23 protein-coding genes are annotated in these 19,357 nt (G+C 57.8%); 5 read left to right on the top strand and 18 right to left on the bottom strand.

All coding sequences use genetic code 11. The features are described 5' to 3' along the window. Positions 1 to 121 precede the first annotated feature (121 nt). Entirely contained in the window at positions 122 to 316 is a 195-nt protein-coding gene (locus ACA070_RS17545; RefSeq protein WP_090454285.1) for a DUF7740 domain-containing protein, read from the top strand. 135 nt (positions 317 to 451) lie between these two features. On the opposite strand, the gene ACA070_RS17540 is transcribed toward ACA070_RS17545, so the two are convergent. Both ACA070_RS17540 and ACA070_RS17535 read right to left on the bottom strand, forming a co-directional pair. Continuing rightward, positions 452 to 1,411: an ArdC family protein gene (locus tag ACA070_RS17540; protein WP_497447649.1), complete on the bottom strand. Its 960-nt coding sequence runs from the start codon at positions 1,409 to 1,411 to the stop codon at positions 452 to 454. Positions 1,412 to 1,542: 131 nt separating this feature from the next. Further along, positions 1,543 to 1,872, bottom strand: coding sequence for a hypothetical protein (locus ACA070_RS17535; RefSeq protein ID WP_497447648.1), 330 nt, complete (start codon positions 1,870 to 1,872; stop codon positions 1,543 to 1,545). 456 nt (positions 1,873 to 2,328) lie between these two features. On the opposite strand from ACA070_RS17535, the gene ACA070_RS17530 reads away from it, so the two are divergent. Continuing rightward, complete coding sequence (locus ACA070_RS17530) at positions 2,329 to 2,727, top strand: DUF3742 family protein (RefSeq protein WP_497447647.1); 399 nt, start codon at positions 2,329 to 2,331, stop codon at positions 2,725 to 2,727. Here the strand turns inward: ACA070_RS17530 and ACA070_RS17525 are convergent. From ACA070_RS17525 to ACA070_RS17505, 5 genes are all read right to left on the bottom strand, one after another. Further along, on the bottom strand, positions 2,716 to 4,257 hold the full coding sequence (locus ACA070_RS17525; RefSeq protein WP_497447646.1) for a conjugal transfer protein TraG N-terminal domain-containing protein: 1,542 nt from the start codon (positions 4,255 to 4,257) through the stop codon (positions 2,716 to 2,718). The genes ACA070_RS17530 and ACA070_RS17525 overlap by 12 nt on opposite strands. A 10-nt stretch (positions 4,258 to 4,267) precedes the next feature. Then, complete coding sequence (locus ACA070_RS17520) at positions 4,268 to 4,576, bottom strand: hypothetical protein (protein WP_497447645.1); 309 nt, start codon at positions 4,574 to 4,576, stop codon at positions 4,268 to 4,270. A 3-nt stretch (positions 4,577 to 4,579) separates the two neighbouring features. Beyond that, positions 4,580 to 5,962: an integrating conjugative element protein gene (locus ACA070_RS17515; RefSeq protein ID WP_497447644.1), complete on the bottom strand. Its 1,383-nt coding sequence runs from the start codon at positions 5,960 to 5,962 to the stop codon at positions 4,580 to 4,582. Further along, a complete protein-coding gene (locus ACA070_RS17510) occupies positions 5,959 to 6,915 on the bottom strand; it encodes a TIGR03756 family integrating conjugative element protein (RefSeq protein ID WP_497447643.1) in 957 nt (318 codons plus the stop codon). Before ACA070_RS17510 ends, ACA070_RS17515 begins: the two co-directional genes overlap by 4 nt. Before the next feature lie 105 nt (positions 6,916 to 7,020). Next, positions 7,021 to 7,275 carry a helix-turn-helix domain-containing protein gene (locus ACA070_RS17505; protein WP_003174132.1) on the bottom strand — a complete coding sequence of 85 codons (255 nt, stop codon included), beginning with the start codon at positions 7,273 to 7,275 and terminating at the stop codon, positions 7,021 to 7,023. Between the two features lie 169 nt (positions 7,276 to 7,444). On the opposite strand from ACA070_RS17505, the gene ACA070_RS17500 reads away from it, so the two are divergent. Further along, positions 7,445 to 7,702, top strand: a complete 258-nt coding sequence (locus tag ACA070_RS17500) for a LasR-specific antiactivator QslA (protein WP_497447642.1) — start codon at positions 7,445 to 7,447, stop codon at positions 7,700 to 7,702. A 267-nt stretch (positions 7,703 to 7,969) separates the two neighbouring features. Here ACA070_RS17500 and ACA070_RS17495 read toward each other — a convergent pair whose 3' ends face one another. The 10 genes from ACA070_RS17495 to ACA070_RS17450 form a co-directional block, all read right to left on the bottom strand. Beyond that, positions 7,970 to 8,701: a hypothetical protein gene (locus tag ACA070_RS17495; protein WP_497447641.1), complete on the bottom strand. Its 732-nt coding sequence runs from the start codon at positions 8,699 to 8,701 to the stop codon at positions 7,970 to 7,972. Positions 8,702 to 8,998: 297 nt separating this feature from the next. Further along, positions 8,999 to 11,752 (bottom strand): conjugative transfer ATPase, encoded by a 2,754-nt coding sequence (locus tag ACA070_RS17490; RefSeq protein ID WP_497447640.1) that lies wholly within the window; start codon positions 11,750 to 11,752, stop codon positions 8,999 to 9,001. Further along, positions 11,752 to 12,168 (bottom strand): TIGR03751 family conjugal transfer lipoprotein, encoded by a 417-nt coding sequence (locus tag ACA070_RS17485; protein ID WP_497447639.1) that lies wholly within the window; start codon positions 12,166 to 12,168, stop codon positions 11,752 to 11,754. Before ACA070_RS17485 ends, ACA070_RS17490 begins: the two co-directional genes overlap by 1 nt. Then, positions 12,131 to 13,648, bottom strand: a complete 1,518-nt coding sequence (locus tag ACA070_RS17480) for a TIGR03752 family integrating conjugative element protein (protein ID WP_497447638.1) — start codon at positions 13,646 to 13,648, stop codon at positions 12,131 to 12,133. The genes ACA070_RS17485 and ACA070_RS17480 overlap by 38 nt, the downstream gene beginning before the upstream one ends. Continuing rightward, entirely contained in the window at positions 13,638 to 14,450 is an 813-nt protein-coding gene (locus ACA070_RS17475; RefSeq protein ID WP_497447637.1) for a TIGR03749 family integrating conjugative element protein, read from the bottom strand. Before ACA070_RS17475 ends, ACA070_RS17480 begins: the two co-directional genes overlap by 11 nt. Further along, complete coding sequence (locus ACA070_RS17470) at positions 14,447 to 15,088, bottom strand: PFL_4703 family integrating conjugative element protein (protein WP_497447636.1); 642 nt, start codon at positions 15,086 to 15,088, stop codon at positions 14,447 to 14,449. Before ACA070_RS17470 ends, ACA070_RS17475 begins: the two co-directional genes overlap by 4 nt. Beyond that, positions 15,085 to 15,498, bottom strand: a complete 414-nt coding sequence (locus ACA070_RS17465; protein ID WP_497447635.1) for a TIGR03750 family conjugal transfer protein — start codon at positions 15,496 to 15,498, stop codon at positions 15,085 to 15,087. The genes ACA070_RS17470 and ACA070_RS17465 overlap by 4 nt, the downstream gene beginning before the upstream one ends. Positions 15,499 to 15,505: 7 nt before the next feature. Continuing rightward, entirely contained in the window at positions 15,506 to 15,877 is a 372-nt protein-coding gene (locus ACA070_RS17460) for a TIGR03745 family integrating conjugative element membrane protein (RefSeq protein ID WP_065950720.1), read from the bottom strand. A 17-nt stretch (positions 15,878 to 15,894) separates the two neighbouring features. Beyond that, positions 15,895 to 16,134, bottom strand: coding sequence for a TIGR03758 family integrating conjugative element protein (locus ACA070_RS17455; RefSeq protein WP_497447634.1), 240 nt, complete (start codon positions 16,132 to 16,134; stop codon positions 15,895 to 15,897). After that, complete coding sequence (locus tag ACA070_RS17450) at positions 16,131 to 16,466, bottom strand: integrative conjugative element protein, RAQPRD family (protein WP_497447633.1); 336 nt, start codon at positions 16,464 to 16,466, stop codon at positions 16,131 to 16,133. The genes ACA070_RS17455 and ACA070_RS17450 overlap by 4 nt, the downstream gene beginning before the upstream one ends. 406 nt (positions 16,467 to 16,872) lie before the next feature. On the opposite strand from ACA070_RS17450, the gene ACA070_RS17445 reads away from it, so the two are divergent. Both ACA070_RS17445 and ACA070_RS17440 read left to right on the top strand, forming a co-directional pair. Next, positions 16,873 to 17,301: a glyoxalase superfamily protein gene (locus ACA070_RS17445; RefSeq protein ID WP_497447632.1), complete on the top strand. Its 429-nt coding sequence runs from the start codon at positions 16,873 to 16,875 to the stop codon at positions 17,299 to 17,301. 355 nt (positions 17,302 to 17,656) lie between these two features. Then, positions 17,657 to 18,876 (top strand): IS3 family transposase gene (locus ACA070_RS17440; RefSeq protein ID WP_497447560.1). Its coding sequence is split into 2 segments (ribosomal slippage): positions 17,657 to 18,002 and positions 18,002 to 18,876, totalling 1,221 coding nucleotides; the frame shifts between segments, so codons are not numbered across the junction. Here ACA070_RS17440 and ACA070_RS17435 read toward each other — a convergent pair. After that, positions 18,848 to 19,321, bottom strand: a complete 474-nt coding sequence (locus ACA070_RS17435) for a LysE family translocator (RefSeq protein ID WP_497447631.1) — start codon at positions 19,319 to 19,321, stop codon at positions 18,848 to 18,850. The genes ACA070_RS17440 and ACA070_RS17435 overlap by 29 nt on opposite strands. Positions 19,322 to 19,357 lie beyond the last annotated feature (36 nt).

Here is a 19,357-nt window from a genome sequence, read left to right as displayed (position 1 = left end):
GGCTCGTGTCCCTTTGTACGGCAATCGGGATATTGATTCTGTTAGACATCGTTTTGTTGGGGGGCTGGTACGGAAAAGACAAGAGTCGGTACACTGCGGTGCATATTTTTTGGGTCTTGCCATGAACCTCACTGACGCCACGCTCGTGCTGCTGCTCGCGGCACGTATCCATGGGACCGACGAAGCCGTCAGGGCTTCGGCGAAGAGCGTGGTCAAGAAGTTGCCACGCAGTAAACGCGATCTGATCTACAAGGTGATCGACAGCCGTAGCCCGCTCGAGCTGGTGGATTTTCTGGCGCAGAATTTGGATTCGTGACGGCATGCTGCGGGTGTGTGCGCATCTCTTGTAGATTGCGTCAGAGTCCCGCGGCATGGGGCTTTCTCTGAGCGTAGAAAAAAGGGCTCAACTCGCGTTGGGCCCTGTGAAGCGATTGCAGCGGTGAGGTAACGATTAGGCTCCATCGTTCATGCAAAGCGAGTCATCCAAGACTACTTGCCCCAGTTGCTGCTCCAGGTTGAGCACATACTCCGAGGCGCTTCGGGCGTGACCACTGGCGCGAAAGATTGCGCGCTTGTCAGCCTTCAGCAGACTGAGCCAGGAGTCGATGTAGCCCTCGTGCCTCAGCTCTCCCTGTATACCGGTGTAGGCACATAAAAAAGCCGCGCCCATTTCGGCGATCAACTCCTCAAACGCGTAGCCTGGCGAGCCGAACGGACATGCTGACGTCACGCCTTCGCGTTGCAACCGAGCGTGATGCCCGGTCCAGTGCGTCAGCTCGTGTAGTGCGGTGGCGTAGTACCCGCCTTCATCGTGAAATTGTGCTTTTGTCGGCAGTTGGATGAGATCCCTGATCGGGTGGTAAAAGGCTTCGTCGGCAGGCCGATGAACGATGCGTGCACCTGAACTTAACAGCAGATTTTCCGCGGCGCTGTTGGGCTGGAAGGGATCACTCTGTTCCGTCTCGAGCAAGGTGTCATTGAGCATTTCGAGCCCCTCCGTTTGCTCGATGTTGAACAGAAAATGCGTCCTGAGAATGCCGAAGTGAGCGACCTTGGGTTGACCGCTTTCATCGAGTACGGGTTGGCCTGACTCTGTTTGTTCCTCGCGCTCCATCGGCTTGTAGAGCACCGCCAGAGTGCTGTGCTCACCCTTACGAATGTGCCCGCCAGCTTTTTTGGCTTGATTGAAAGTCAGCCAACGATCTTGAGTGAACCCCTGCAACCTGGCCTCGGCCCAGAGCAGCGGTAAATTGATGCCCGAATAAGGACGTCGCGTGATGGCGTTGACGGGGTAGGGTTGATGACCGATGTGAGCGGAGCCACTTGAGGACCAGGGTTTGATCCAGGGTGCAACGCCTTGGTCTAACGCAGTGACGATCTTGTCAGTTACGTCTTGGTAGATATCGCGCATGGCAATTTCCTCGAGAGAAAAACGGAGGAACGCCGTGCCCGTCGGGGAGGGTTCCCCGGTTGGGTGATGTGCTGGATTGATGCAGGTCTTGCATGCCGTTCGAATGTGGAGTTGAACACCGCCAATTGCGCTTAGCGCTGGTGTTCTCCTGCAAGCGCTATCAGCAAGGCGCTAGGCTGACCCGGTTCTTGGAGTAAGCTCAGACTCAATTGCAGCAACGGGTCGTGGCCTAAGTGATCGGCTGGTTCAATATGGATTACCTCGAACAGCACGTAAGGCTTGTGTGGATAGGCCAGGTGGGCTTCGAAGGCTGCTCGCAATATATGGCTCAACCGATCGACCTGCAGCTTCTCAGCGTGATCGGACTGCTCGAGCATTACTGCGCGCTGCCACGCGCCAGGGGTGAACACGATGGGCAGCCGAAGGGTGTTCAGGGCTTTGGGTGTGAGCGAGTCGGACATGGTGTGCCTCCGTTGAAAGCGCGAAGAAACCTGTCCCGTGCGGGAAAAGATTTCCCCGCAGTGGGTTGAAGAAAATCAAGAGGGTTTTCCTGGCGAGCAAAGCTCGAAAGGCGCTCAGGAGAGCAGTAGGCGTTCATCACCGTAGAAACGGTCACCGTGCGAGCTACCGAACGCTAATCGCACTTGGGGAGAGCCATCATCGAAGTGACGTAGCCTTGGAGGTTCTGGCTACCTGGGAAAGTGCTGTCGATAACAGCGATCCGTACCTTGTATTTAACCGGACGATTTGTATGGGTCAATGACTGTAGAGACGCTGTTTCACGGAGCTTGTCTTCTGTCTTCCAGTGAAGATTTTTCGGCTGGGGCAAACTGATAAACGGTCAGGCACGGGCCGATTTCAGTAGTACGCTATTAGTCTTGTCTCAACCATGAAAACGCTCAGAAGAGGGCGAGACCATGCCGATTCAGCAACCTGTTCAGAGTTCACGTGCCCACCGCTGGGCGTACGTCTGTGGTATGTCGGTGAAGCGTGGTTACCGTAGGTTGAAAACGTTTGAATCCCGCGTGGTTGAGCGTGCGGAGACGGTAGGTATGCCCGCAGGTAACTTTCTTGTTCGCGGGAGTTTTTTGATTGCCAAACTGGCATTGATCGGAGGATTGCTCTTTGTCAGTGTTTGGATGGTTACTTTCGTTGTGATGATGCTGGCTGTCACTACTTTGCTATGGCTCAGGGTTTCTATTGGTGCCGATCAAAAAGAGAAAAATCCAGGGCCAGACTACCTAGGTGCGGACCTCTACATCGGTGACTTCGACGACAATGGGCATTATATAGGCGACAGCAAGTCATCTAATTGAGCGCTTAGCAGCACCCAATATTTGATCCGTACCTTTGCTCGCTGCGTCACTTGCTGCTTTGCTTCCGTTCGCCAACATGCCTTGAATCCCGTTGCCGACTGAATATCCTGCCCAGCTCATGGCCCCTAGAAACAGCATCGGCAGCACGATGAACATCGCCCCCATCACGTACTCGATCACCTGTGCCGTGACTGTCCCGTCCATAAACCCGGACGTAGGTAGCGACAACAGCGCTTGATTGGAAGCCGAAACTTGGTTGTACAAGGTGTCGAGCATGCTGGAGTCGACCCAGCGCGCCAGTTCCCACCAGAAGCTCAGCATGTGTAAGGTGAACAGCGCGAACGTCACGGTCATGACGGTCTTCAGCTGATAGGTACTGACCAGCAGGATCAGCGGCAAGCTGATGATGATGCCCATGATCAGGAAAGCCTGCACCATCGGCAGGGCGGCGCGTAGCGCATTCATCGCCGGGAAGTTACTGAAGGAGCCGAGGGCCAAGCCGGTATTGGTGGCCAGGTTATTAAGCCCCTGATTGATTGAGCCGCCGCGAGCGCTGGAGCCATAGTCCTGGTACACCTGCCCGGGCGACATGGACATTGACTGCTGGCGCGGACTGACCAGCTCACGCAGTGTGGCATCCTCGATCTCGTTGCTCGAACGGCCAGTCAACCAACCTTTCAGCTGAGTCAGCAGAGAGGGATCAACCTGCTGGATCAACCGCTCGCGCAAGCCAACTCGGCTGTCGCTCCACCACTGCTTGCAAGTGGGGTAGCCCGCGCCATTCTCCAGCCGCGGCAAGGAAACATCGCGGCTTTCGTCATACGGCCAACTGATTCGCGGTGTGCGTGAACGATCCGTGTCGTAGTAGCCGGGCGTGTCGAGAAGATAGCTTGAACCGATCCAGGACGCGTCGTGACTTTGTGCCTTGTCCAGTTGCGGGCGATTGGTAAACAACCGAGAACGGGAATAGCCATAACAGTCGCGGGTGAAGTCGGCGACTTCCTGCAGCAGTACCTGGCTGTTGATACGCGAGCTGTCGATCTCCATACGCATCTGCCGAATATCCGGTACGCAGGGAATGGAGGCGGTGGCTGCGGCGGTTACCCCTTTGCTCAAGGCATGCACCAGAAACCACCAGATCGGTACGTTGGCGGAGCGTTCGCCGATAGTATTGAAGGTGGTCCCCCAGGCGGTTTCCGCCGGTTTAGCCACACTGACACCGCAGCGCTGGCTCGCCGCATCATCGAACGCCATTGACGTGAGGCTCAACGGAAAGACCGGCGCGCAGCCGAATAAGACGACGATGTAGGCCAGCCACAGCCGGTTCTCGATCCGCGGCACTGAGAGCAGCCCCTTGTTGCCTTCATCCGCGCCTTGCTGACGGGCCGACAACCACTCTTGCAAAATGATTGCGCCAAAGGGCGCGGCGAACAGTCCGGTGTCGGACAGGACGCTCCAGAGGCCGTTGTTGATGATCCAGGCCAGCAGGGAGAGGTAAAACTCCAGGTAGCTGTTGGTGCTCATGAGCATGGTGGTGACCTCACAGTCGGGTGAGTTCGACACAGGTAAAGAGCACGAGCCCTAATGTCCCGATGCGCTTCACGCGCAGTCGATCCTGTGGTCGATGTCGGTAGTGCCGAAACAGATCCCACCAGAGCGCAAAGAGTGTGCTGTAGAGCAGGGCACGCCACCACCGAAGATTGGGCCGTACGGATTCGAATGCCTGCTGCCAGACCTCGAAACTACCCAGCGCAGTGCGGCCGATCCATGCGACCAGTGTGGCGGTCAGGATCATCACCGCGGCAATCACCAGACCTGAAAGCAGAGTGAATAGCGGTGAGCGTTTCATGGATCACTTGCGCCTAGCGTCAGCATCATTGAGTCGACCGGGCTCGGGGTCGCCTTGCTCGACGGTACGCGAAGCATCGGCACCACCGGCATGCCTATCGAGCACCAGGCTGGCGGTATTGGTGGCGAGCATCTGCCGGACTTGCAGCTCGGTTTGTAGCAGACGTATTTCGCGCTCCAGAGCGTCGATGTTTTTCGTCAAGGCGGTTTGGGCCGGCTCGGCGGAGGCGATGTTCGGTTCGTGACTGCCCGCCAGCAGGGTGCGCAGTAGCAGCAACGCTTTGTCGAGCACACTGGACAAGGCCGTTTCACTGGCCAGGCGCCGTGCCAACAGATCCTGATCGGGATCGTCGCGCAGGGCTTCAACCACACCACGAGTCACCGGCAGCATCGGGCTGGAGGCTTTCGCCAGGTTGTCAGGGGTAGGCGGCAGAGAGCCAGACAACAGCTCTTGCAGGGCCTTGAGGCGCTCGTTATAGGCCTCCTGGATCAGCGGCGTCAGTCCGCTGCCAGCGGTCGCACGCAGAGTTTCGCAGCTGTCGCAGGTCGCGACTTCGCTCTCGCCCAACACCCGAACGGCCCAGTCGGACTCCTCCTGGGGCGAATCCCATGTCTGACAAATAGCCCCTCCCAGGCAATCACTGCTACTGATCGAGGCACTGTCATCCACCGTACGGTTATGCAGCAGGTTATAGCCTGCACGGACCACGTCGGCGGTCACCCGAATGGGCGTCTGCCCGTTACCTCCGGCCTTTGAGCCGCCGACCCAGGACACCCCATTGTTGCCGTTATGGGTCTCGGTATTTTTCACCGCAGCCACCGCATCACCGCCGGTTTGCTCGAGATTGCCCTGCATCTCCTGGTTCTTGGCCAGCGCGCCCCAGCCGGCTTGACCGACCTTGTCCGCCATCTTTTCGGCCATGGCTTGGCAGGTCAGCTTGGAACGATCGAAGTCGATACGCCCCTGCATCACCCCGTTACTCAGCAACTCATAGAGTCCGGGGTTGGCGCGCTGGATGATCAATGCTGGCAGCGACATCACCGCCTGGGTCGCATTCTGCACGATGCTGCCCATGATCTGCTGGAAACCTTCGGTGGCACCGTTCAGCTGGTTTTGCAGGGTATTGGTGAGGCTCATGTTTCCGCACATCATGTTTGCTCGCCAGGACCCGCCGACACCGAGACCACTGGGTCGGTAGAGCGAGCTCGGTGAGCCCACTGCCGAGCCGCCACCGATGGTGTACATCACCCGGTCGTCGAGCACTTCGCCTTGAGTGCCCAGGCGGTAATCGTCCTCGGCGGCGTGGGCATGCGTGGCCATGGCGAGCAGTCCGTAGAGCAACAGACTCATCACGTCCAACCAGGGTCGCGCGAGAAGCCGACTCATGAAGCACCTCCTTCGAAGTCGATGCTGAACAGGAAGGTCTGTCCTTCGCGCTTGCAGCAGCTGTAGGGGCGCCACAGCGACCACGCGTAGCCGCCATCCGTGCTTTGTACCGGATCGCTGGGGAAGATGGCGCACGTGGGCTGAACCTGGGGGTAGAGCAATTGCCATTTGTGGGTCGAAGCGTCGTTTTCAACAATCGGGCCAGGTGGCCAGTAACCGTCGCGTTTGGCGGGCGTGAGCGGTAAGTACACATGCGGCTGCCAGCTGCGGGTCATCACATCGCCGGCCCGTTGCGCCATGACTGCGGCCGCCTTGAAGTCGTCGGGCTGTACCAGAAAGCCTTGGCGGGGATAGACATTGCCCCACATGTTTCCCGAAGCCTGACTACCGATTTCATGGATCCCCGGCATGAGCGACTCGGGGTAAAAATTTTCCGGGATGCCATGGCGCCAGGCCAGTGAGTCCAGGGTACTCAGGTAGTAAGGCATGAATGCAATTGCACCGCTGGCGCAGGCATAGCCGGATTGCGAAGCCAGTTGCGTTGCGATCCAACCTCCGGGGTGGCCGATGCCATCAACGTTCTTGAAGCGGGGCAGATTGTCGCGGTGGGTGTTCGGGGTGATCAGGTTGCCGCCACCTTCCGCACCGCTGATGGGAGAGGAAAGGGTGTCCATCTCGGTCCAGGGGTTATTGCCGGTGGTGGCGTAGCTCGAGACCACCAGCTCAGGAATGAAATGACGAACCTTGGTCGAGGTTTTGACTGTGCAGCCGAAGGGCGTGCAGAGGAGCCAGAAACAAATGCCGACGACCCTGTATGCGAGGCAGTTTGGCGAAAGCACGGAGGAGGTGATGCTGGCGGTGTCCAGCGCCATGCTTGGCCCACACGCCAGCAGGATGCTTAGTGCCAAGGGCCGTAGCTTTGTGGGCGGGATTGACGAGCAGGCAACAGGCATGGTCCAGGCTCTCGGTGTATGGCCTGGGCAGGTTCGGTTACGGACTGAAGACTGTCAGTGGAAATTATGAAGGCGGGTCTATCGGATTTGCGGGACGTGAGACTATTATTTGACGTGAAGGGCGCTGCGCAGGATATCGGGTTCTACAAGTAGCTGATCTGCGGTGATTTCGAAAATATTGGCAAGCTTGCACAGGACCAACAGCGACGGATTGCCCGTGCATCGTTCGATTTGACTGACGTAGGTGCGATCCACCTCGGCCATGAGCGCCAATTGCTCTTGGGTAAGGTTTTTCACGCGTCGCATCAGGCGGATGTTTTCCGCCAGTTGCAGACGAAGCTGTTCGTAGTCTTGAGTCATGCGCGCAAATTGCGCCTTGAGGGACTCTCAATCCACGGGATATAGTCTACATTGGTATTGATCTAGGCCATTTGATGCTCATGCCTGTTATTGAGCGTTCATTTGGTGTCGTTAAGATTTTCGAGGCTGGACTCCGCGTCGAACAATAAATCAGAAATCTAGGGTGGGTATGGACGAAAACTACATTTCAATTCCGGCGGCGGATGGTTGCCCAAGTCTTCTGACACCTTGGGGCAACGAATTCGCCCCGATGATCGAACGTGGCGTGCAATGTGCTCAGGCTTGGCTTGACACGCGCGGTGAAATTCCACTGTGGTGGGAGCTGGCGCAATCACGCAAGACCTTTCCTGTCGGTGACTGCCAGGATGCTTTTGAAGCCGGATTCTTGTTGAGGATTCAGCAGCGGCTTGGAGGCGTATCAAAGTAATCCGTTGCTCACTGGCAATTGCGTCGATGTGATCAGTGTTATTGGCACAGACACGCTGATAGCAGTTTGAGTTGCTAAGGGATTTGTCGCGCAGAGCTTTTGCCCAGCCCTTGTAAGACAGCAATCGAGCCATGTTGTCATTGAAGATAGATCCATGGCGGCCGTTCATTAACTATCCGGGCAGCACACTTTCCTGATGCTGTCGCTGAAAGTGATGGTATTTACTTCAGTTTTGATCTCAGGTACTCATCATCAATGGGAGCTATTTCATATTTCGGAACAGGGCTCTGTTGTGCATTGGAGTTTGCGTTCTTTCAGCACAAACTCGAGAGTTCGGAACTGCGTTGGGCAACATAAGCCGTCATTTTCGGCGTGCATCATGAGTTGCACGATGATCTTCTCACCCTGAATAGACGCGCTACGAATCTCTAGCCTATCCCCCAAGACGTAAGCTTTCCCGTAAGCCCTTGCATTTCCTCTGTCATTGAAAACGGTGGCAAGGTAGTAGTAAATCCCGCTCCCTCCATCCGATTCCTGCAGCACAGCGATTGCGTCACTGTTACCGTCGCCATCAATGTCGCCAAACGCATGGTCTACTAAATAGACTGCTATGTCTTTGTCGGGCAGTTCGCGTCCGGTGTCAGGACCAAACTCACGCTTTCCGTCCTGCAACGTAATGAAATCGTCGTCAATTCTATACGTGAGATTTTTCAATACCTCCATCGAAATCGGAGGGTAGGTGATTGCGGCTAATGGCTGGGCGCCAAAGCTTGCAATTGATACATATACCCAAGCCGCGATGCTTGAGAGCCCTAGGGTCAAAAAAGTGAACGCCGTGAACATGACGATCCAAAAGTTTTGTTTCTTTGTGAGGTTCGGAAAGATGACCTTTGCAATGATGTCACGGCCAACGCAAAGGGCCGCTCCAATAGCTAGTCCAGCCGGTGCTGCAATTGGTGCGACTGATTTGATTAGGTCGAGTGTAATTGTTGAAGACATAGGGGATGGCAGTGCCTAGCTATCGAGTTGATGCGGTGTGCTTGAGACTCCGCGTAGTTTGATGTTCAAGAAATACTCTGCCGCACCACTCCTACTAGGTGTTTTACGGCTAGTAGACAAGGGGCTTCTGTCGATCGCCGGGGCGCCAATGCAAAAAAATGTGGGGTGAGACAGCAGTAAGGCGGCTGATTGTCGCACTGAGGAGGAAGCCAAGGGCCACTCGAGGATGCAAGATGCGCTAACTTGCATTGTCCAGTCAATATGCAAGAAAGGCAGGAGGATGCGTAAACAGATGTTCTATGCGGTTTCTATTCCGCGCGCTCTATCAATCCGTTCAGCTACCCGGTAAGCCGCTTCCAACTCTGAGCAGCCGTTCTCCTGCATCAGTGTCCAGCGCTCGGCTTTTTCCTCGGGCTCCGTCATGGCTAGGGCGAGGTAAAGACTGGGCGGCACGGCTCGAAACAATGTTTCGAGTTTCTTTGACAGCACGACCCCCTCTGTGTATTTACCCGGCTCCTTACTGGTGGAGAGCAGCAAGGCTTTCTGTGCCGGCGTGAGTTTCCTGAACCGTGCGATCTCTTCGATTTCCGCGGGCGGCATGTTCAAACAAATCCACCATTCGATCATGTTGAGCATGGTCTGCGCGGCAGTGGGAAAGTCGGCAAGGTTTTGCGTCGCCAGCCAGAACCAAGCGCCGAGCTTGCGCCACATCTTGGTCCCCTTGACCACGAATGGCGCCAGCAGCGGGTTCTTGGTGATGATATGGCCCTCGTCGGTGACCAAGATGATCGGTCGGCCTAGGTACTGGTCGCGCTCGGCAAGGTTGTTCACGGTGTTCATCAGGCTGATGTAGCTGATGGACATCTGTGCCTCGTAGCCTTCGCGAGCGTAAGTGGCGAGATCGACAATGGTCACATCGCTCTCGGGCCAAGGTGTGCCTTCGCGATCGAACAGTTCACCCTCGAAACCCTGGCAAAACAGGTCGATGGACTCGCCCATTTCCTGGGAACGCTCACGACGCTTCTCCGGCAAGTGCGTGTCGGCGGCGACGCGTAGCAACGCGTCGCGCACGTCGCGGGTCAGCACCTGACGACCCGACGCGACACAGGTCTGCGCCGCATCGAGAATGCACTCGCGGATCAAGCTGCGATCGGCTCGACTGAGGCGTGCCTCTTCCTTGGCTTCGCCGCCGGTGATCATCAGCCGGGCGGTGATTTCCAGTTCGCCGAGAATGTCGCGCTGGTCTTCGCGACTGGTTACCGCCTCATCTTCTAGCTCATCGACCGAAAGGCTCGCCACTTGATCCGGCTGCTCGACCAGGCGCCAAGCATCGGCAAAGGGCGCGAGGCTGACCGAAGCGCCAGGTTTTAATTGGACCTTGTTGACCGACAGGCCCTGTGTCGCGAAGTAGTCGCCCTGCAAGCCGAATGAGTTTCCGGCCTCGACGATAAACAGGCGAGGGCGGTACACGGCCATGACCTGCATCAGTAGGGTGACCAGGGTGGCCGACTTGCCGGCGCCGGTTGGGCCGAATAACAGCAGATGGCCGTTCATGGCCCGGTCCAAGCGTGACAACGGATCAAAGCTCAACGGCGAGCCACCACGATTGAACAGGGTGATACCCGGGTGGCCGGTGCCTGTGCTGCGGCCCCAGATTGGAACGAGGTTCGCCAGGTGCTGGGCGAACATCAGGCGCGTGTACCAGTTGCGTGTGTCGTGGGCCGGGTTGTAAGCCATCGGCAACCAACGCAGGTAACTGTTGCAGGCGGCGACTTCATCGCCTTCACGTACCGGTTGCAGGCCCGCACCCAGCAGTGCATTAGCCAGGATGACCGAGCGCTGGTGCAGTTGCTGTTCATCGTGACCGCGCACGTAAAACGCCAGGGTTCCCCGGTACAGCTTGTGCTGGCGGCCGATGATCGCGCGAGCCTCTTCGACATCCTGACGGGTCTGGGTCGAGGCCAGGTTTTCACCGATGGCTTTGCGCGCCAGGCGGTTCAACTGATCCTCGAGCACGTCCTGCGGCTTGACCACCAGGGTCAGGCTCATCACCGTGCCTTCAGGTAACTGATCGAACAGGGCGTTCACAGCGTCGCCCTTGCGAGTTTCTCCGGTGAGTTGACCAATTAAGGGCGCTCGGCGCAGCTTGTCCACTACCATGACCCGGTGGGGCTGATCGTCAAAAAACCAGAGTCCGTGCTGCACATCCGAACGCGGTTCGCTGAAGAACAGCCGCTCGGCAAAGTCATGATCGAAGGGCAGTTCCAGCGACTCGCCATCGCCAGACTCTGGATAGGCCACGCGGTGGTAGAACTCCTCGGGCGATTCATCGGTGAGCTTGGGGGCTGGATTGAACCAGGGCAATAACCAGGCATACAAACCTCGGCCATCGACTCGCGTCGATTGCACCCCGCACGCCTGCAACGAAGCCGCGATACGTTCGCAAGCCTGTTGCAGGGATTGCACCGGGGTAAGTCCCGTCTCCTCAGCGTCAGATTCAAGCCAGCGATAGACCACCATGCGCACCCGTCGGTTATTGCCGCGCCAGGGCAGGCGCGTAACCACCTTATCCTCAAACAGACCGCCAGGCTTGGCGATGGCCTTCAGATGACGGCGGCTGAGCTTCAAATATGCCTCGGTGAAGACCGTACCTCGCGCGTTGTCGTGAATATAATCGGTGAGCCGGGTCAGGTAGGGGGTGAAGTCGTTGTCGTCCTGGCAGAAAAACTGCGCCACCCAAGGTGCTTGATCCAGTTCGTCAAAGCTATCCTGCAGGGCATCCTCTAGCGCATCACGGGCCGCCATCAGCCAATCGGGTTCACGCCCTTCGGTGCCGATGGGCAGCAACTCGAACACTGCACCCACCGAGCGATTGTCATCGAGCAGAAAACACTGCTCGGTGTCGAGGTATTCGACCCAAGGCAGGTGATCGGTGAAGCTGGGGTTGTGCACATAGAGTGCGGCTTCATCGGCCAAGGTGGCGCGAGGGTGCAATGGGTTGCGCCAAGCTTTCCACGTGGGAGTGCGGTTGCCCGAATCGCCGATACGCACTACAAGTCTTCCTGACGCTCGCCAGGTAATGCGTACTGCACGCGCTGGTAGAACGGAAAGACGGTCGAGTAACCCGGAACCGGTGCTTGCTCGGTACCACTCAAATGCGGATACACGTACAGCACCAGATCGGGATTGGGCAGGCGAGGGAACAGGTTACGGATCTCGTTCGCCGCTGTGCGAGTGTACGGTTCCTGGAGAGAGGCGGAGAAATCTGCCTGGACCAGCGGACGGCGTAACTGCTGCCGAGCATCCAGCAGTTGCTGCTGAGTGCCTTGCGAACCGGCGCCGTTCCAGATGTCCAGCATGGTTTGCTCGCCGTGAGGCAGAAGCGTCTCCTTGTCGGTGGAACACCCCGCCAGGACCCAGCAGAGCAAACTAATCCAGGTCAGGCAGAGAGGCATGGTCTTTTTCATGGCGAACGCTCCGGCCCTTGGGCTCGTAGTCGATGGTGATCTCCTGGTCGAGGTGCAGTGCGACCTGTGCTGCAGGTGGCACGTACACGGCAGCAAAGGCTTCGCCATACAGTTTGTTGACCCACTCGCGGATGTCGCTGACCCCACCACTGAGAATTGAATTCAGTGCGTTATTGCCACTGCTGCTGGTGACCCCGAGCGTACTGCCGCCCGAACTGATCACGCTGCTGTTGTTCCGCTCATCCCCAAGCAAGGCGGCGACACCCGCGCCGGCCGCAGTGATCAGACTCTGGCTGCCGAGGTACTGCTGGGCGTTCGAGCGGCGCTCGCCGGTGATACAAGGAATGCCATACGGATCGGACAGGTAGCCGAGTCCGCCACGAATCTTGTCGGTACTCGAACTCTGGGTGTTGGAGGCATTACGACTGGCTACCGCCTTTGGCTGAGGCACCGTGCGGATGGTGCCGTCTGTGAATACGAAAGTGATCGACTCGACTTGCCCGCGGACGCAGGACAGAGTCCAGTCACCGGACGCTGTGCCGCTCATTACGGCACCCGCGACGTCCGGCAGGTCGATGCCGTTGGCGGTCAGGTTCTCGGGGCCGACCAGCACCTTGAAGGGATAGGGATCATTCACTGTGCCATCCACCGGAACTCGGCCGATCAGCGCGGTCATCGCGACCGAGCCCATCAATGTCGCATTTTCGGGAATGGTGTAGACCGGCTTCGCGCCTTCGGTACGATCAGCGGATCGCTTCAGGTCACGCTCACCCTTGGTGACTGCGCGTAGCTGTTTCTGGCTGCGATCAATAGCGTTATCTTTCAAGCCTTCCAGTGAGTTGAAGGCGGTAGGCAGACTCAATGCGGAGGAGGTCTTGGTTTTGCCTCGGGCGTCGGTGGGGGGAGCATCTGAAGGTTCAATCCACTGCATCGCATCATTGGCAGAATGCTGCCCTTCGAACTGAGCACCGTCGCCCGGCTCAAGCCCCAATCCGATCGGCATTTCCTTGCCTTTGCCGGTCAGCCCCGACAACTGGTCCTGCAATTGCGTCAGCAGACCGCGAGCCTGACGACTGTCTTGTTCCGCTTTGAACCGGGCCTCGTTGGCTTGCCGGCGGCCTTCGTCGACCTGCTGGGTCACGCTGCCAAGCGCCGTCTGGATACGCGAATCGACGCTGTTTTCCCGCTCGCGAAGGCGGTTGTTTTCCGTCTGCAGTGAGTCATTGTGTTTCTTCAAACCGAGCATGTCGCTGCGCATGGCCTTCACCTGGCCGACCAGGGTGGCGACCGTATCGCGTGGGGTATCGCCAGCAATGCCGAGCGACTTGGCTTGCTCGGCGGATAACTGAATGTTGCCCTGATCAACTGGGTTCTCTGGAGAGGGTGTGCTGCCACCCGAGACCCAGGTTTTCAGGATGATCAGCACCACGACCAGCAGCGCAGCCGGTACCAGCCATTTGAGCAATGCGTTAGCCTTCATCGTCAGCACCTCGCGCAACGGGCGGGAGCAGCACGGCGTGTTCGAGGCCAGCACCGCGGGTGACGAGGTAGGCAATCGTGGTGTCTTCAGCGCTGCCGACAGGTCCGAGGAAAGCATGCTGGAAGGCTGCGGCAAATAGCTTGGCCTGAAGTCGACGCGGATCGAGTTGCACCGTCTCTGGACCACGATTGCGCAACTTCACTGCCGTCACCCAATAATCACCGAGTCGCCAGGCGGCGATGGATGTGCTGGACACGTTTTCGGTCGGCAGAAGGGGCGGCAGTTCAGTGCGCAGCTTGAGCGGTACGCGGCGTACGCCGGGCAGGGATTCTACAGTGCGCAGCGGCGCGTACAGGCTCTGTGCGGCGTAGCGCGTCAAAACGACTGGGATCGGCGTACGATCTGGAGCAGGGACGGTGTTAGATTCCGTCTCGGTAGCCTGCACCGGAGCATTCTTGAGAATACGCACGGGCTCCAGCGGTTGATCACCAGGCGTGGCCGCGATATCCAGGAGGATGATCTCGCCCGTTGCGACCGATTGCAGTTGCAGTCGGGTCGGTGCAATGGCTTCCGACGCTCGCATGTACAGCGTGCCGCCGGTTGATTGCACGCGCAGCTTGCCCGTCAGGGTTGAGGGCACACCGACTCGAACATCCTCATCCATAAAGACCACTCGTTCCTGATTGATCACCAGAGGGACCGCGAGGGGGAGGCGTTCCCAGTGCATCAGCTCGATGGCCTGCGCTGCAGCTCCCCATAGCATCAGTGCGACGGTGAGTCCCAGGGTAGAAATCCGCTTCATGGCTCACCTCCAGGCAGGGAGATTTTTTGCGGAGTGCCCTGATAACAATCCAGTGCCAGCCCCCACTTATTGCGTTCGGGGTCCAGATCAAAACGCACGACGCGTAATGGGTACCGCACCACCACCCGTTTCACCGGTTCGGCGGCGTAATATTCATCGGCGTTCAGGTCGAGCTTGACCAACCAGCTGTCACGGTCGAGTTGCTTGACCCTGAGTTCCGGATCCTCGCTGTAGCCTCGGCCCAGAATCTCGTACACCCCACGCACCCGCTGGCGCAGTTCGCCGGCGGCCTTGCGGTACTCGTAGTCGCCATCGAGGAAGACCTTGCAAGAAGGTGTCAGGTAGGACTGCAAGCCATAGATGGCGCGGCGATAGTCCTGCTCGCCATCCGAGGGCCAGCGGTTGAGTTGGCCAAAGATGTACAGGGCAAAGGCATAGACATTTTCTGAGGGGATATCCCACCACTTGCGCGTGCTGCCCGAGCGCAGATCTGGCGGAACATGTACGGTCAGGTCGGTCGGTGCCGAGCGCCAGCCATACCAGAGTCCGGCACAGACCAGGGCGAGGATCATTACCGCTAGGCGCAGGCTGAAGATATGGGCCTGTTGGGCATCGACCTTGTTTCGAAATCGGCTCATGACTGCCACCGAGACAGGGCAGGGCGCAGTCGGCGCGAGCGGCGAACCGTCCAGGCGCCGGAGTGGAGGATCAAACTCCCGCGACCCAGGCGCCAACGGCTGGCGAGTACCCATTCGAGCTTGCGGTACAACCAAGTCTCGGGGCGAGCACGTTTGGCCCGCCGCAGTAGCGTGCCTCCGGCAAATAACACCACCGTCATGCCTGCGATCATGCTGGTTGGCGCCACGGCAATGGAGGCGGTGGCGATCGCCAGAGGAACGCCCAGCACCAGGCCAATGACCCCGCCGGTACCCAATGCAACCCACATCTCATCATTGGTCAAACCGCGTAGTACGGCAGGATCGCGATTGAGTCGCTCAGGCAGAAATGCCAGGGTGCCGTCAGCAAGGCGTTCGATAGTGTCGTTCATATCGACCTCACAGAATTGCAGCAGCCTTGGTCAGGAACCAGATGATGATCACCACCAACAGGGCACCGATACCGACCACCGCGCCGAGATCCTTCCAGGTCTTGCGCTGGTTCTGCACGTCGGCATAGACCGTCAGCGAATGCCAGGCCACGCCGAGAAAAGCGAGTAGGGCGATTAGCAGACCGAGTAAAATGCCGCCGTCGTAGGCATAGTTTTTGATCGTCTCGATCAGCCCGGAACCTTCACCACGGGAAGGAGCCTCCATGGTCGGTAGCTCGGCAAAAGCTAGGCTTGGGCCGAGTACCAACAACAGACCGATCAGGCGCTGACTGGCGCGATCACGCAGGTTGTTTTTCAGGGGGACAAAGCACTTGAGCATGACGGTGATCTCCGGTGTTAGGACAGGGTGAAGAACATCAAAACCAGCAAGGTGAGCAGCACGCGCGCGGCGCTGCCGCCAAATGCGCCGAAGCGCACACTGCCGGTGGCCCAACCCCGGTAGGCCGTCCACATCACCCAGGTGCACCAAAGCAAAGCCAGAACGAGAACCAGGGACAGCCACAGCGTCGAACTGCTCTGTGCCGAGAAGCCGGAGGCGTTTTGGAAGGCAGCGATCTGGGCGTCAGTCATGCTCATGGCGAGGACTCCGCGGACGAGGTGTCGAGGCGGTAATCGCCGACCAATTCAGCGGGATCGCGCGGTTGGGCGCGAGAGGGGGACAGATAGCCCTGCACACCCTGGTGAATACGTTGGATGTCCTGAGACAAGCGGGGATAGTCGAAGCGATAGCGTTCGTGGGTTTCAGACTGGCTGGATGCTTCAGCTCGTGCCGCTAGGCGCTCGAGAGTGTCGAGCTGCTGCTGAACTAGGCTGAGCTGATCCTGCTCATGAGCAGATGCGGCATAACTGATGCCATCGACGACAGCCAGCGAGAGTAGTAACAAGCAGCGAAAGACGGTAGTTGGCATGATGCTGGCCCATATGGATCTGGGAGCAGAATCAAGTCAGAAGTCGAATTATTCCGTAAGAAACCTGAGGTCTGATGAATCGTTTTTTTCGGGGAAGGACTGGGGATGTTTACATTACAGCTAAGGTGGTCCTTCGATCTTTAGTGGAGAGAATGGTTGAGGCTCTAGGGAAACTCCACTCTCGATGAGCTTCGTTAATAACGATATCGTCACAACCCAATTTCATGACATTTACTCTTGAACAAAAAGTCTGTTTGAAATACGCTCCTGGCGGGCCACTTGCTGCCCGCCCCCTCCGCCGATTGGCTTGGTGAAAGCAAGGTTCAAATCCTAATGGTGATTCTCACCGGCAGGTCGCAAAGGAGGGACGACACGCATCGCGATGCCGGTAATTCGAGAATACGTCATGAGCACAATTGAAATCCTCAAGTCGCAAGCCAAGCGCTTGCGCAGCCACTTCGTTATTAACAATATCCATCTCAGTCATTCCCAGGCACTAGAAGCCGTTGCGGCAATCCACGGGCATAAGGATTGGAACACTGCATCAGCGATGGCCCCCAAGACACCACATGGCGCGAGCAACACAGCATCCCCTGACCTATCCGTGCCCCTTCATGCGAAAGCTAGCGTGACGACCATCTGCATCACTGTCGACATGTCCATTGAAGCAGTACGGTCAGAGGTTGAAGAATGCATGAGCAGCGGGCATGACTCCATTCGATTGCGCCTCGATGCGGCTTCCAGTGGCTTCCAGCATCGCGAAGCCTATCAGGTCGCCAGAGAGATCGAAGCGCAAGGCGTTCACGTTGAAGTGGATAGCCCGTTATCGCTGTAAACGTCTATGAATTTCCGTGAACACCGCTAAAACATTGGTGGTAGGCCTCGCTGGAGGCCTACCGCTGACTCTCTCAGGATCGCTATCGATTTCCGTCCAATCCTGACAGAGCCCAACCGTGACAGCACCCATCCGCCGCGCTACATCCCTTCGCCCTGGTCAGTTCAAATACCTAATTCGTGTTGTTTCTGTGACAGGCCGTATGCCTAAGCGTGACGTTTTATTGCTTTGGGTCACACACACACACACACACACCACTGACATTCGCATTATTGAGTTGGTCCATGAACGAGCCCCATGAAAGACAGGACACCGTTTCCCCCTTACGATAAGGGATAGGCAAACGGTTATGTTTATGACTAACAGCAACGATAAGAGTGGGGAGCTTTTGGGCCAGGAGCGGCGGCGCCGCTGGAGTCCAGAGCAAAAACTGGCCATGGTTCGCGAGAGTCTTGAGCCAGGGCAAAGCGTTTCGGTGGTGGCTCGGCGTAACGGCATCAATGCCAACCAGCTGTTCCTGTGGCGCAAGCTGTATCAGGACGGCAGCCTGTCGGCGGTCAGTGCTGGCGAAGCCGTGGTGCCGGCCTCGGAACTGAGCGACGCGCTCAAGCAGATCCGTGAACTGCAACGGATGCTGGGCAAAAAAACGATGGAAGCAGAAATCCTCAAAGAGGCCGTGGAGATCGCCCGGTCGCGAAAATGGATTGCGCACTCACCCTTGTTGCCGGGGGACGACCAGTGAAGCTGGTCAGCGAATGTCTCGGTGTGGCGCGCTCGCAATTAACGGTTCGAATCAAACAATCGGTATCGCCCCAGGCACGGCGAAGCAGACCTGTGGACGATGCTGATCTGGTGGTCGAAATCCAACAGCAGGTCAGCGAGTTGCCCAGCTATGGCTACCGTCGTGTCTGGGGATTACTGCGTCGGGAACGTGAAACCCAGTCGCTGCCCGCGATCAACGTGAAGCGGGTTTACCGGGTCATGCGTGATCACAACTTGCTGCTGGAGCGTCGTATCAAACAACCCGGCGTGCCGCGTCGGCACGAAGGCCGTATTGCGGTGCAAACCAGCGATACACGCTGGTGCTCGGACGGCTTTGAGTTCCGCTGCGAGGACGGCGCCAAACTGAGCGTAACCTTCGCCCTGGACTGCTGTGATCGCGAAGCCATCGGCTGGGTCGCCAGCCCGACCGGGTACAGCGGCGATGACATCCGCGACTTGATGCTGGAGAGTGTGGAAAAGCGCTTCGGTGATCAACTGCCTGCAACGCCAGTGCAGTGGCTAAGCGACAACGGCTCGGCGTACACCGCCGAACAGACGCGTCTGTTTGCTCGACAGATCGGTTTGCAACCGGTGACCACCCCAGTGCGCAGCCCACAGAGTAACGGCATGGCCGAGAGCTTTGTGAAGACGATCAAGCGTGATTACGTGGCGCATATGCCCAAGCCGGATCGAGAAACGGCGTTGCGCAACCTGGCAATTGCCTTCGAACATTACAACGAGCAGCATCCGCACAGCGCCTTGAACTATCGCTCACCGAGGGAGTTCAGACGCTTGGCGGCAGCATCAATTTAACAGGGAGTTGGTGTCCGGTTTTGCAGGGGCAAGCCCACCAACCTAGTAACGCTTTCGGGTTTGTGAGGTGCATGAGCAAGCCGCGCCGGTAGAGGCCAAAGCTCGAAACAGCGGGTGATGCTGCCATTTCGTTTTCAAGCTTCGCATTCGAGGTCGCGGCGGAACGTCCGGCTTTAATAGCGAGGTAAAGCAGGTATATTCCGCCGACTATTTTTAATGCAACGAGCGCCTGAGCATACTGTGCCAGGATGGCTGAGACGCCTGTAGCTGCCATAGATCCCCAGAAAAACGAACCGCTGATCACGCCGGCCGCCAGCAGAAGTGCAGGCTTGCGGCCTTGATGAATTGCCACGCCCATAATCCGCATGTTGCTGGGGCCGGGGCTCGCCGCTCCAACGATGTAGGCTGTGAAGACGAACAGCAAGTGATGAAAATCAAATGACATGAGTAATCCCTTGATAGCGTCGCATACCGGTCAGCA

Source organism: Pseudomonas sp. LBUM1678, assembly GCF_059695575.1.
This window is presented reverse-complemented; position numbering and strand designations above follow the sequence as displayed.